Here is a 13,590-nt window from a genome sequence, read left to right as displayed (position 1 = left end):
ATGACCAATGACAAAAAGCAAAATTATGGAGGATAAAAATGCGCGATATATTTAATAAAGTGACCGGTCGAACTCGCTATGTAGTCTTTCGCCTATTTCTGCACTTAGGGGGAGGCGAAGTAGCGCCAATTTTGGGAGTATTAAATAGTGCTGGACGAGACGCGATCGATGTCGATGGCGACGGCGACTTAGAAGTTTTGGGAGAAGGATTGGTAGAAATTAGCCAAACCCTATTGCAATATGATGAATATTGGCTTTCTGCTGCCAACGAAGGTGACGTATTTTGGGATGAAGGCGAGGCGGGAGATTACGTGAACGAATTATTTACTGACTCTGCCGAAAGATATCTGAGCGAACCAAATTACAGTTCTGACCCTGGATTGAATGAACCTTTATCTATACCTGTAACCCGCAATATCATTGTGATGATTACAGTAGCTTCTGAAGGAGAAGTTCCAGAGTTAGAAACCGATCTTTCTAACGTTCAGGCACTCAAAGAAGGATTGAAAGCACTGATCAATTTGCATTATAAACATAGATTAAAGGCAATCCAAGTGCATTTTTCGCCAGCACAGTTAGGCGATGAACTAACTAGCGATCAACTATTGCAATATTACCCCGAATTGATTCCTTTATAATGTGTTGGGTAGTCCGTACTTACTACTCACATCGATAAATTGTTAAGCTCAGAGATAGGACAATAATCCAATGATCATGACCATAGTACGTAAATTTACAGCCGTTTTTTTAGCTCTGAGTTTGTGTGTCACAACTGTCGCTTGTGGCGGGGGAAACGAAACTTCTTCTCCAGCTAAGAACGTTAGCCAAAGCTCTACTAACACCAAGCTGAGTGACGGAGAGTATAAAATACAACAAGCTACTTATGACGATGCAAGCGGTGAATATAACCTGTTTTTACTGAACAATAAGCCGCCAACCTTTGCAACCGAAAATTTGCAAATGGCACGGTTAAATGATGATGAAATCAAGCAGGGCAAGAAAACCTATCTGAAGGTAGATAAAGGACAACCGATTTTATATCTGACGGAAGATTTTAAAATTGAGTACGTCCACAACGTTACCGAGAATAAAACTAATCCCCAAACCGGACAACAAGAGACGGTTGTAGTGCGTCGAGAAAATAACTTTTGGGCACCCTTTGCTGGGTCTGTGGCTGGTAGCTTGGCAGGACAGGCAATTGGTAGTATGTTGTTTAGACCTCAGTATTATGTACCCCCTGTCTATCAATCAGGTCAAGGATTAAGTGGCTTCGGTGGATATGGTGGAAGCTATGGTCAAGCAGTTCAAAATTACCAAAGTCGCTACAATGCCCCACCCGCAGCCGTGACAAATCGGACTGCGTTCCGCAATACAGGGACAATTAGAAGGTCATATCCTGGAAATTCAAATATAGGCAATACACCCCGTAGCACCACAGGTAATAACCGTCCTTCTGGTTCTGGTTTTGGTGGTAGTAATTTGCGACCCTCTGGTAACTCCAGCACTACTAGACGCAATTCTGGCAGTGGTTTTGGCAGTGGACGTAGTACAGCACCCCGTCGCTCAAGTGGTTTTGGCAGCAGACGGCGTTAATAAATTTTCTTACCGAGAAATGAAGAATTCTTGAACGGAAAAGGTTCTAAGGTAGGGAAAAATTAAAGCTAATTAACGGGCTAAATGCTTTTTGTTAGTTGGTTACTGAGAGATGTCGTCATATATTTCTATGATGACATCTACCCAAAAAAACGAAGAAAATGATACCAGTATTGGATTACCGATTTTTCAGTAAAATACCTAACACTCAGCAAATTCAACAAACTATAACCCCAGTCTTAGCCGAATATCCCCCCGCAGTTGTTTAATCCGTTTCAAATCCTTCTATACAATTTAAAAGATTTCAGAATGCGACATCTCATTACACACTAGCCCTACAATCGCTGCCACACGCGGATGTAGGGTTTTTATTTGCCTGTGTAGATTGGATATTTTGCCGCCCAATTTTATGATATCGGCTATCTGCTCCTTGTTCTACGTCTTCAGGACAATGTTCCAGCCTATTTAATGTGCTTTTATCTGCTAATATAACTGGTTCATTTTCTATGCCATTTATTTTTTATAAGGCTATAGCAAACATTGGATCATGACGCAACTCTTCATGGTCGTTCGAATCTTCGTATCCCATGACTAAGCCATATATCCGTTGTGCAATTAAGTTTTCTATCGAATGGTCAATTCTATTTGACAAACGGTAATTTTGGAAATATCTTGCTAACTGTGATGTTATTTGCAGTTTTCGGTCTAGTTCCGCAATTAAGCTTAAACCAGCATCGGATGTTACCTGTCCACCGTTGAAATTAACTTACCTAAAGCTTTAGGGGGTGTAGATTTCCCCAACTTACCGACTAATGCCAATAAAGCGATCGCATAAGGTAGCATGACTAAAAATTGGTAAGGTATATTTGCCCCTAAAGCCTGAATTCGCAGTTGTAAAGCTTCTGTAGCCCCAAACAACAAACAAGCCAAAGCACTGCCAAAAGGATGCCATCGGCCAAAAATTAATGCAGCGATCGCAATAAATCCTTTACCAGCACTCATCCCCTCGGCAAAAAATCTCACCTGTACCAGAGTTAAATAAGCACCTCCTAAACTGGCAAGAGAGCCACTAATCACCACAGCAATATAACGGATAGTTGCTACCGAAATTCCAGCCGTCTCAGCAGCTTGAGGAGATTCTCCCACTGCCCGCAATGTCAGTCCAAAGCTAGTTTTAAATAAAATGTATCTAGTTAAAATCACTAATATAAATAATAAATATACTAAAAAATCTGACTGAAATAGTAGCGGCCCAATCAGGGGAATATTGGCTAAACCAGGAATAATAATTGCCCCGATTCCAGGTAACTGTTGTGTACTACTGCCACTAAAGACTAACCGTGCCAAAAACGATGTTAGCCCAGCTGCAACAAGATTAATTGCTAGCCCAGACACTAATTGGTCAACACGCAAAGTTACACACAAAACAGCATGGAGTAGTCCGACTAATCCCCCAGCAATCAAGGATGCGAGGATACCCAGCCAGGGATTACCAGTGGAGAAAGTGGCAGCAGCACTAGTAAAAGCACCAGTAAGCAACATCCCTTCTAAGGCGATATTTAACACCCCTGATCGTTCCGAGTACAATCCTCCAAGGGCAGCAAATCCCAAGGGGACAGCTAGACGTAAAGTAGCTACCAAGTAATCAGAGAAGAAATTGAGATTATTCATAGAGTTATTTTTAGACGCAGAGGTTCGCAGAGTTTTCTTCGTGTGACTCGGTGTTAAACCTTCGCGCTCCTTTGCGTTTTTACTCTTATTTCTCTTTCCACGGCGAAACTGATAGCAATAAACAACACCATAAAACCCTGAATCGCGTAAACCACAGTTCCCGGCACACCTGCACTACGTTGCATTACATTCGCACCACTGCGAAGCGCTGCAAAAAACAAAGAAGTCAATACTACACCGACAACACTACCACGACTTAAAAAAGCGATCGCAATGGCATCAAATCCATAACCAGGTGAAACTTGTTCAAATAACCGATATTTCAACCCCATCACCTCACAACTCCCAGCCAACCCAGCTAAACCACCCGCAGCAGCCATCACCAGCATAATGGTACGTTGAACAGATATGTGGGCATAACGGGCGGCAATTGGGTTAAATCCCACAGCCGTAATTTGATAACCTAGAGGCGATCGCACTAACAATACCCATAAAATACCTGCGGCAATTAAAGCTAATAAAATCCCAGCATGGGCGAGGCTTTGTGGTAATATAATCGGCAACCGGGCTGTTTTGGCAATTAATGGCGAATAAGGACTAGGCGCACCTGCTGCCATTAATGGGTTTTGGACTAGGTAGCTAATTAAATTCACGGCGATATAGTTGAGCAACAAGGTAGTAATTACCTCATTAACTCCGCGCATTGCTTTGAGATAACCAGGAATCCCACCCCAAACTGCACCAAAGAAAAATCCTCCCAAAAGTGCTAAGGGGATATGAATCATCGCAGGTAATCCTTGCACGTATAACCCAATTAAAGTACTTCCCAACGCACCCAGATAAATTTGTCCTTCCCCACCGATATTAAATTGCCCAGCCCGCAACGCCACTAATACGCCTAAACTGGTGAACAATAGCGGTGTCATTTTGGTGAGGGTGTTACCAAATCCAAAGTAGGTAGAGAGAGATTCTTGAAATAAGATGCTGTATGCGGTGATAGGATTTGCCCCAGCAATTAGGATGAGGATAGCACCGACAATGAGGGCGGAGGCGATCGCAATTAGCGGTGATAGGATTGATAACATAAATTTCATGCAATTAGTTGCGATCGTTATGTGATGCTTGCTTACCCCAAACCTCAAAAAATGAGAGTTAAGCAATACCTTGATTGGGAACCGCTACAATACTATCGCTATAAATTCACAAATTTATCTAAGCAAAGTCTAAAAAATTCGGTAACAAACTCATTGAAACGGTAGTTTTTCCTGAACCATTTGCACCACCAATGATATAAAGACTCGGCATTTTATCCTCTGAGTTTTCCCCCAGCCATCAACAAACCAATTTCTTCCACCTTCGCCGTAGCTGCATCCAAAATAGCTACAAACTCACCTCTGTAGATTACAGCAATGCGATCGCTCATTGTCATCACTTCTTCTAAGTCAGTAGAAATATACAAAATTGCGGCACCGCGATCGCGTTCTGCTAATATCCGAGAATGGACGGCTGCTGTCGCTCCTACATCTAACCCTCTTGTGGGTTGCATGGCGATAATTAAAGCTGGTGTCCGCGCCAGTTCTCGTGCTAACACTACCTTTTGTTGATTTCCTCCCGAAAGCTGACTTACCAAGATATCTTTCCCATTCGCCCGAATGTCAAACTCTTGCATAGCAGCTTGGGCATGATTAGCGATCGCTTCTTGTTGTAGCAAAAAACGGCGACAAAATGGCAGATATTTAAAAGCTTTTAAAATCAAGTTTTGGGCGATGCTAAATTGCAACACCAATCCCATTGTCTGCCTATCTTCTGGAATGTAGCCTACTGAGGAATGCTTGGGCGTAAACTCAATTTTACCCTGCTTAATAGTCCGCACAAGAGCGATGGCATCAGCTAATTCTCGCTGTCCATTGCCATCGACACCAGCAATTCCTAAAATTTCTCCCGCCCGCAATTCAAAAGATACATTGTTTACAGTAAGAATATTTCTTTGATCAGTAACTTGTAAATTTTGCACAGATAGGATGATTTTTCCTGGTAATCTAGGACTTTTATTTAACTGTAAAGCTACTTCTTGTCCTACCATCAATGTTGCTAACTGCTGAGGTGTCGCTACTGAAGTTGATGTTGTTGCTACTACCTTTCCCTGGCGTAAAATTGTTACTGAATCACAGAGATTCATTACCTCTTCTAATTTATGACTGATAAAAATAATTGTGTTACCTGCTGCTGCCAATTGGCGCAATATAGTAATTAATGATTCTACTTCTGGCGGTGTTAAAACTGCTGTAGGTTCATCAAGAATCAACAACTTTGCTCGACGGTAGAGAACTTTGAGAATTTCTACCCGTTGTTGTGACACAACAGATAAATTTTCAACTTTGGCAGTGGGGTCAATTTCTAATCCATAAGCTTGGGATAATGCGGTGATTTCTTGCTGTTTATCTTTTAGATTCAGCCGCCAATTTTTCTCCATCCCTAAGATAATATTTTCTGTGACAGTCAATTTCGGTACAAGCATGAAGTGTTGGTAAATCATGCCAATGCCTAATTTAATTGCCTCATTTGGCGAGGAAATTTTTATTAGTTGTTCTTGGAGATAAATCTCACCAGCATCAGGTTGGTAGAGTCCACTAATAATATTCATTAAAGTACTCTTCCCTGCACCATTTTCGCCTAGTATTGCATGAATGCTTCCAGATGCGACAGAGAGATTGATCTTATCATTAGCGATAAAAGACCCAAAGCGTTTGGTAATATTTTGCAAGCGTAAATAGTTCCTGTTCATAAAACTGATAGCTCGTAGTGAGGACTTTTATCCTCAATATCTGAGCTAAAGTCCTCACTACAAAAGTTTTTTAATCTAGTCTACTCAACCTATGTTGTTGCTTTTTTTACGCAGCGCGTATCCTTCCCAGCCTCTTTACAATCTTCAAAAACGATTTTTTTATTAACAATCTCTTGCTTTGTATTCAATACCTTTTGCTTTACTGCTTCCGGTATGATTGCTCCGAATTTTCCTAAAAATAAGATATCTGTTCTTTCTAGCCCAATTGTATATATTTGTCCTTTGATTTGTTTTTGTTTAGCTAATTCTGCTATGTAAACGATGGCTAAATCTAAGCGTTTGACAGCGCTAGTTAAGACAGCTTTTGGTGCAACGTCTAATTGATCCTTGGTGTTACCAAAAGCATATACTCCTTTTTCACCTGCTGTTTGTAAAACTGCGGCTGAGGCATTATCTAACCATTGATAGATGACATCAGCACCAGAAGAAATTAATGCCAGAGTAGCTTCTTTGGCTTTAGCAACATCATTCCAATCACCTGTAAAAGTAGAAGTAATTTGGATATTTGGTTTAACAGACTTTGCCCCTAATTCAAATCCCCGCAGTTCTCCCTCGGTAGCGGGAAACTTCTCCCCAGCAATATAAGCTAATTTATTAGATTTAGTTACAGAAGCAGCGATAATGCCACACAAATAACTAGCTTGTAGGTGATCGATTCGTAAAGAAGCAATATTTTCAGCCTTGAGATTACCATTCACACCCACAAATAATGTGTTGGGGAACTGTGAGGCGACTTGTTCAATTGCGGCATCAAATTGTCCGCCATGCGCGAAGATGAGATTGTAGCCTTTACGAGCAAAATCTGTTAATACTTCTGTTTGATCTGCTTGTGCTACTTTTTCTACATAGGCGATTTCTGCACCTAACTTTTGTTTTGCTAAATTGATTCCTTCATAACCAGATTGATTCCAGCCCTTATCGGTAATCATTCCAGGGAGAGCGATCGCTATTTTAAACCCTTCACTACCACCTGTTGTTGTCGCTGTTGGTGTTGTCGGCTTATTACTACAAGCTTGCATCACTAAGCTGCTAGCAAACGCGGCTGAACCAAATAAGATAAATTCACGCCGACTAAAGTTTGTTGTCATACCTCACCTTCAGATAGATACCTATTTTAGTTATTTCAACACTCTAAAGTCGTAGGTGGTCTTTTGGAAACATCCTGCTAATCGTGATGTTATTTGCAGTTTTTGGTCTAGTTCCGCAATTAAGCAAAACTAGCGTATCTGATGTTACCTATGCCTCGTTGAAATTAACTACAACGGAGAGTGACTTTGGCTGTTCAAATCTTCCAGGTTTTAGTAGCGATCGCAATGCTTGTCGGAGCATAGTTTATAACTGCTAAAATGCATACCATATATGTATTTTAGCAGTTTTCATCCTCCTCTTTTTCAGAGTTTGTGAGAAATCCGGGTCTAAGAGTCGGCTTTACGCTTTGCTAACAGCAGTTAGTTACTCCCTGTTTTTGCGATCGCCGTTACTCCAGACGTGTAGCAAAATACTTGTTGATAACTCTGCATTAGAATATCAAAACATTCTTGACATAATACTTTTCTATGTCCAATTAATCTCTTTAGAACGAAAAGCTCTATCCCAATCGTTAGCAATTACTTCCATCATATTGATCATGCCTTCATAGCCAAAATATGGCTTGTCAACATAAGTTTCTCTGTTTGTGGGGCTAAATACATCAAAAGCAATTTTGATTCCCAATTCCTCTGCCATGTATTTTTCCCATGCCGAGCCAATCACAGCATCAACATCAAACTCTTCTAAGGTCTGTTTTACCTGATAGCCATCTGCCGAAAATATGACGCGGGAATTAAGACCGAGGCTGTGCAGTTCTCGCTCCAGAATTGAACGAGAATCAGGCATTGCTGAACGAAATAATAAGACTTCTGGAATCATCTCTAATTCTTCAAAGAGCATTCTGACCAGTCCAATACCAAGCGTTCCATCCGCAGATACAGCAATTCTACAGTTACGATATCGCGGAATAATCATCAATGCTCGTTTGCGAAGTGTATCTACGACCATTTCTTCGCCTTGTTTAATTAGCGGTTCGACGACTTTTTCTTCGATCTTAAAATGTGCCGCCAATGCCTTCAACCATCGGCTAGTGTTGTTTACACCCACTGGTAAAGGTATATCATCAAGGATCAAAGGGATGTCATGGGTCTGTTGCATTTTCCGAGCAAACTTATACCCAACATCATGACTGAGAACAATATTGGCGGTTGCTTGACCAGCTTGCTCTAGTTCTTCAAATGAGGTATCATGAGAGAAGACTGTCTGTACTTTAATTCTTAAAGATTTTAACGTCTTCTTTACCCATTCCAAATCAGCCCACCAAGTAGGATTCAAATTTGCTTGTGGCGCAATGATATTTACAATCCTTGGCTTTCTTCCCCTTCTCTTCGTCTGCCTTTTTTTGATAAAAGGAAGTAAAGCTTCTAAACCCATCTCCAAGCCATCGTAAGCATTGCCCCGAAACCCACCAGCCATTAAAGGAACAAGTTTGGCTTTGATCTCTGGCTGAAGCTGGTTGCACAATCCCGCAATATCTTCACCAATAATGTCTGCCGCGCAAGTACCAACGACAAACATGACCTTAGAATCAAAAGATTGATCTGCCTCTTTAATCATCCCTTTGAGTTTCTCAGACGCTCCCATCACAATGTCTGACTCAAAAAGACGAGTACAACCTACTTTCCGCTTGGTGAAATCAACCTCATGAGCATCATACCCAGCTGCAACAGTAGACGCGCAACCCTGTGGAGACTGAATCACAATACTGACATCTTTAATGCCAGCAACCGTAGTTGCAATACCTTCAAGCGCACAGCCAACTACTGGGTCTTTACTATGGTTACAATTGTCAAAAGTTGTTTCAGCAGACATTTTTTCCTCCTGTTTTTCTAAGGCTTGATTATGGTAAATGCGTTTCACGCAGCCTGTAGCGACTTCTGCCTTGACGTTTCCGTGTTTTGTGCAGCCTGTAACGGCTTCTGTCTTCCCTGTAGCAGCTTCTGCCTTGACGTTTCCGTGTTTCGCGCAGCCTGTAGCGACTTCTGCCTTGACGTTTCCGTGTTTCGCGCAGTCTGTAACAGCTTCTGTCTTCCCTGTAACGGCTTCCGCCTTGACGTTTCCGTGTTTCGCGCAGTCTGTAGCGACTTCCGTCTTGACGTTTCCGTGTTTCGCGCAGCCTGTAACAGCTTCCGTCTTGACGTTTCCGTGTTTCGCGTAGCCTGTAACAGCTTCCGTCTTGACGTTTCCGTGTTTCGCGTAGCCTGTAACGGCTTCTGGCTTGACATTTTTGGCTTAAGCCTTGCTCGGATCAAACGCCACCGAATCAGCGTGCAGTGTTTTCCAGTCCTTACAATGCAGCCAGTCCCAGTTTTTTGTTAATAATTGACTTTCAAGACAGTCGCTACAATTTTCTGCGCCTCTGGGTGAGACAAATCCATACTTTTATTTAGCAAAGTCACATTTTATTTATTACTCGTTACAACATTTGCCCCGTCTCTTCTCTGCATATACGGTACAATCAGGCAGTTCTTGGGCTAGTTTTCCAGTTAGTGATTGAGCAGATGCTAACCCGGAATTTTTCGGGAACACCATTTGCTTGGTTAAAGAACTACGAGGTCTAAAACCATATTGAAGTGCTGTTTTAATACACTTTGCGACCTTTAAGGCTCCGCGATAGCCAAATCTGGGACGATTTAAGATGGCATTTAAATCAACGACCGGAATATGGGGGAAACTCAAGGAAGAACCAAAATATACTACTGATTCGGTATCAAGACCACCAATAAAATCTAGTAATTCATCTTCCGTTTGTTTCATGGACTCGTACTTACCAAAAGCCAGTGTCCCCTTCGTAATCAAGATTTCCGGGTCTAACCCTGTTTCCAGCAAGTAATCCACACTGGTTTCTCGTGCTTCTGTACTCCACGGATGGAAGTTATAAATTACTACACGCATCCCAAAATCACGATCTAACATGTGGGCAAGGGACAAGCACTTGATAGCATCGTGTCCTTCGATAATTGCTAACTTCCCTTCTATATAACCCTTAGCTTCCTCAAATTCAGTCTTGATTGCGGCATATTCCTTTTCCATTAAAGCAGCAGCCTGTTCTTCCATCCCTAAATATTTTGCCGCTCCTTCGAGCCACTTTTCTGTAGCGGTGATTCCATAAGGAAGGATAGTAGAGTTTAGCGGAGTACCAAACTTGTCTGACATGGCTTTACCAATGGTATAGCCAAGATCCAAACATAAAGTACAGTTGACTGCCGCACTTGGTGCTTGCTTAAGTTCTTCTAAAGTACAGTCACCAGCGATAACGCTGTGAACTCTTGCCCCTATTCCTTCTATTAATCGTACCAGTTCCTTAACATCAGTTTCGACTTCTGTCCTTTCAGGGCCCATCTTCGCGCCCACAATATTGACAGAATCGGCTAGTTGTGCTTTCCGCTCTGGAGTTGGCGGCTCCATAAAGTCTACGATTTGCCGAAATACGATATCAAATCCACTGCGATACTCGCCTGCGAATCCTTCGCAATGTATCGTCATGATTTCAGACTGGATTTCGCCACGCGCCTTATTCACTACATCATCAACACAGTCGCCAATAATACCAGACGCGCAACTAGTAGCAACAACGATCGCATCGGGATGGTATTTTTCATCTACTTCTCGAATCGCGCCTGCTAATTCTTTTTCCCCTCCAAAAATTACTGCCTTCTCACTCATGTTCGTAGTCACCACAGGTTCATAAGGTGAACCACTATTGCGGCTATTGGTCAGTTTGTATGCCCGCTTGACACCATAAGCACAGCCACTCGGCCCGTGAGAAATGACGATCGCATTTTTAATCCCACTTAAAATCTTGGTTGCAGTCCAAAATTTACAGGGGCGGGTATGACTACCTTGTAAGGTGGTCTTAATTTTACCCTCTTTTGCCAAGCGATACAGTTCGCTCAAATTTCCGTAAAATACGACATTTTGATCTATGCTTGCAGTCATGAAAACTCTCCAGTCTTTCGTAATTTTCTCTCTGCGCTCTCTGCGCCTCTGTGGTTAAAAAAAATTTATTTAACCGCAGAGACGCAGAGGACACAGAGTTAAGAGGAATTGTATGTTAACTAGGGATAAATCCTTGGGTCTAGGAAGGGAGTATGGGGTGGACGATGAGGCGATCGCCATTGTAGAAACTCCCCACTCCCATACGCATCAGCCTCTTACCAAACGTTTAAGAGCCACTCGCGATCGTGCTTGTTTTCCATATCTGCAAACATGGCGTTAGCAATATTATCTGCTAGCCATTCTGCTCCTTTATACCCAATGATTGGGTATTTCCACAGACCTGCACGGTCAAAGCTGGGGAAGCCAACCCGAACCATCGGAATCTTGTTATCGATAGAAATATATCGACCCTTTGAATGACCTAGAATTAAGTCGATTTCGAGGGATTTATCTTTAATGCGGCGCTCCAATTCCCAGAGGTCTGCATTCCAGATGACTTCGATATCACAGGCTGCTTGCTTCTCCAACTCGGCAATTCTTGGATCTTTGGTGCAGGCTCTGTTGTCGTCTCCCAACAACATCAGCACTGGCTCTAACTCAACTTCTAAGCAGAACTCTGCTAGACCAATTACTAAATCGGGATCTCCGTAAATAGCTACCTTCTTGTTGGCAAAGAACATGTGTGCAAGGTCTGCGATCGCATCGATAGCTTTACCACGTTCTCTGACTAAGGATTCTGGTATTGCTTTACCAGTTAGTTTTTGGATGTTTTGCAGCCAAGTGTCAGTATTTTTGATCCCAATTGGGGTTGGGCCAAGAATTGCCGGAACTTTGAATTTCTCTTGTAAGAATTCGGCTGCGCTGCCTCCTTCATATTTACATAAGGCAATAGTTCCCAACGCATTGGCAGAATCAGCAATTTCTTCGATAGTGCTATTCCCAAAGGCAAAACTTGTCTTATCGGGCATGGTGGGCGCATCGAAGGTTTCTGTATCCAGTAAGATGTTTGCTGGAACATCCATATCTTTTAAGATGCGCTTGATTTCCGTGACATCTCCAGGGTTAAGCCACCCTGTAATGATGTTCAACTTGCCAGTTGGTTCGCCTTTTTTTGCTAGGTTAGAAATGATTGCGTGTACGCCGACATTATAGCCTGTTACCTGGCTACCTTTGTAACTGGGAGTATGTACAGGAACAAGGATAACCTTGCGATCGGGATAGGCTACCTTTAACTGGCCGTTGAGCTTGTTAATGGTTCCTTCGATATCGTCCCCAATTGTCTCAGTTGAACAAGTGGTAATAATTGGGATAATCCGTAAATCGGGATACCGTGCGACTAAAGTGTGTACGGCTTCCTCAATGCGTGGCTGTCCTCCAAGGACTGCGCTATTTTCATGGAGTGAAGAAGAAGCAATGTCAAAATTTTCCTTCAAATGCTGGGCAAACAGGAGGCGAACAAACATACTACACCCTTGTCCTCCATGCACCAAGGGAATACAATCTTTGATTCCGATGGAAGCATATTCAGCCCCAGCAGGCTGACAGGTAAATATAGGATTGATGATTCCCTTGCGTTCTTTCTGTTTTACGACTAAAGACATTCTCTTGACTCCTAGATAGCTTAGAATTGGTGATGTGTGTTTGTTTGGCGTTGCTGAACGAAGATATGAATTGTCTTTTCGAGCTTAAGAAAGTGGAGCGATGTCTGCGGCGAGCGATCGCTCTCTACTCTGTAAGTCTCTACTCTGTAAGAAAATTTCTGCACAAACACTAACAGGATGACAAGACTCTAATTCATATTTCAATTCAACAACGCCGTTCGTTTAGTGAAGCAGTCTGGTCTTCTCCTTAACGCTAGCCTCTCTCTTTGGGAGAAAGGGTGACGGTCTTAGTGTCACCCAGAGGGTTGAATTACCGATCTACTTGCTTTAGTAAAGCGAATAATGCAATTCACCATTCTTCGACTTGGTTATTACAATATCGATCAGCATTGCCTTAACAGACTCCAGTACTGCCTTCTTTTGCGAGTTCTCCATGTTACCTAACCATGAAAACCTGATTTCTAGGTCAGCCGAAAGGATCTTCGCATCTGCATAAAAACCCCTTTGGATCAAGGTTTCCAGAACCACTTTTTCTCCAGTCAAGATTTGGGCGGCCATATTGAGAACACCATTGATGTTTTCTTCCCGATCCCATGCACGAGAGTGAAACTGCCACAAACACCGTTCTTGAATTAATTTTGTGACTTCCGCAGCTCGCTCTTGAATGTATGACGCGATTTCTTTAGCTTGAGCTTGAACCTGTGGCGCAACTTCCTTAGCTTGAGGTTGAACCTGTGGCGCAACTTCCTTAGCTTGGGGTTGAACCTGTGGCGCAACTTCCTTAGCTTGGGGTTGAACCTGTGGCGCAACTTCCTTAGCTTGGGGTTGAACCTGTGGCGCAACTTCCTTAGC

General features: G+C 42.5%; 10 protein-coding genes and 1 pseudogene. 2 read left to right on the top strand and 9 right to left on the bottom strand.

Translation table 11 applies throughout. The features are described 5' to 3' along the window. The first annotated feature begins 38 nt into the window (after window positions 1–38). Window positions 39–638 (top strand): DUF1517 domain-containing protein, encoded by a 600-nt coding sequence (locus tag V7K38_RS06045; protein ID WP_334856233.1) that lies wholly within the window; start codon window positions 39–41, stop codon window positions 636–638. A gap of 70 nt (window positions 639–708) precedes the next feature. Next, on the top strand, window positions 709–1,593 hold the full coding sequence (locus V7K38_RS06040) for a hypothetical protein (protein ID WP_334856231.1): 885 nt from the start codon (window positions 709–711) through the stop codon (window positions 1,591–1,593). A gap of 400 nt (window positions 1,594–1,993) precedes the next feature. Here the strand turns inward: V7K38_RS06040 and V7K38_RS29590 are convergent. The 9 genes and pseudogenes from V7K38_RS29590 to vnfG all read right to left on the bottom strand — a co-directional run. Then, a pseudogene (locus tag V7K38_RS29590) lies at window positions 1,994–2,359 on the bottom strand (transposase); the annotation flags it as partial. Beyond that, window positions 2,335–3,264: an ABC transporter permease gene (locus tag V7K38_RS06030; protein WP_334856229.1), complete on the bottom strand. Its 930-nt coding sequence runs from the start codon at window positions 3,262–3,264 to the stop codon at window positions 2,335–2,337. The gene V7K38_RS06030 and the pseudogene V7K38_RS29590, both read right to left, overlap by 25 nt. A 53-nt stretch (window positions 3,265–3,317) precedes the next feature. Beyond that, complete coding sequence (locus V7K38_RS06025) at window positions 3,318–4,358, bottom strand: ABC transporter permease (protein ID WP_334856228.1); 1,041 nt, start codon at window positions 4,356–4,358, stop codon at window positions 3,318–3,320. A 212-nt stretch (window positions 4,359–4,570) separates the two neighbouring features. Beyond that, window positions 4,571–6,049 carry an ABC transporter ATP-binding protein gene (locus V7K38_RS06020; protein ID WP_334856226.1) on the bottom strand — a complete coding sequence of 493 codons (1,479 nt, stop codon included), beginning with the start codon at window positions 6,047–6,049 and terminating at the stop codon, window positions 4,571–4,573. Window positions 6,050–6,138: 89 nt separating this feature from the next. Continuing rightward, window positions 6,139–7,197, bottom strand: coding sequence for a BMP family protein (locus V7K38_RS06015; protein ID WP_334856225.1), 1,059 nt, complete (start codon window positions 7,195–7,197; stop codon window positions 6,139–6,141). 466 nt (window positions 7,198–7,663) lie between these two features. Further along, window positions 7,664–9,010 (bottom strand): nitrogenase component 1, encoded by a 1,347-nt coding sequence (locus tag V7K38_RS06010; RefSeq protein ID WP_334856223.1) that lies wholly within the window; start codon window positions 9,008–9,010, stop codon window positions 7,664–7,666. A 597-nt stretch (window positions 9,011–9,607) separates the two neighbouring features. Next, on the bottom strand, window positions 9,608–11,137 hold the full coding sequence (locus tag V7K38_RS06005) for a nitrogenase component 1 (RefSeq protein ID WP_334856221.1): 1,530 nt from the start codon (window positions 11,135–11,137) through the stop codon (window positions 9,608–9,610). A 215-nt stretch (window positions 11,138–11,352) separates the two neighbouring features. Then, window positions 11,353–12,738 carry a V-containing nitrogenase subunit beta gene (gene vnfK, locus V7K38_RS06000; RefSeq protein ID WP_334856219.1) on the bottom strand — a complete coding sequence of 462 codons (1,386 nt, stop codon included), beginning with the start codon at window positions 12,736–12,738 and terminating at the stop codon, window positions 11,353–11,355. A 327-nt stretch (window positions 12,739–13,065) separates the two neighbouring features. Continuing rightward, a partial coding sequence (vnfG, locus tag V7K38_RS05995; protein WP_334856218.1) for a V-containing nitrogenase subunit delta occupies window positions 13,066–13,590 on the bottom strand: 525 nt, incomplete at its 5' end.

It is taken from the genome of Nostoc sp., from assembly GCF_036917465.1.
Taxonomy (GTDB): Bacteria; Cyanobacteriota; Cyanobacteriia; order Cyanobacteriales; family Nostocaceae; genus Nostoc.
The sequence above is the reverse complement of the archived record's forward strand: the minus strand, read 5'-3'. Positions and strand labels throughout refer to the sequence as shown.

Coding starts and splice junctions, on each gene's coding strand:
- V7K38_RS06040 (WP_334856231.1), top strand. CDS start 709: ATGATCATGACCATAGTACGTAAATTTACAGCCGTTTTTTTAGCTCTG.
- V7K38_RS06010 (WP_334856223.1), bottom strand. CDS start 9,010: ATGTCTGCTGAAACAACTTTTGACAATTGTAACCATAGTAAAGACCCA.
- V7K38_RS06045 (WP_334856233.1), top strand. CDS start 39: ATGCGCGATATATTTAATAAAGTGACCGGTCGAACTCGCTATGTAGTC.
- V7K38_RS06005 (WP_334856221.1), bottom strand. CDS start 11,137: ATGACTGCAAGCATAGATCAAAATGTCGTATTTTACGGAAATTTGAGC.
- V7K38_RS06030 (WP_334856229.1), bottom strand. CDS start 3,264: ATGAATAATCTCAATTTCTTCTCTGATTACTTGGTAGCTACTTTACGT.
- V7K38_RS06025 (WP_334856228.1), bottom strand. CDS start 4,358: ATGAAATTTATGTTATCAATCCTATCACCGCTAATTGCGATCGCCTCC.
- V7K38_RS06015 (WP_334856225.1), bottom strand. CDS start 7,197: ATGACAACAAACTTTAGTCGGCGTGAATTTATCTTATTTGGTTCAGCC.
- vnfK (WP_334856219.1), bottom strand. CDS start 12,738: ATGTCTTTAGTCGTAAAACAGAAAGAACGCAAGGGAATCATCAATCCT.
- V7K38_RS06020 (WP_334856226.1), bottom strand. CDS start 6,049: ATGAACAGGAACTATTTACGCTTGCAAAATATTACCAAACGCTTTGGG.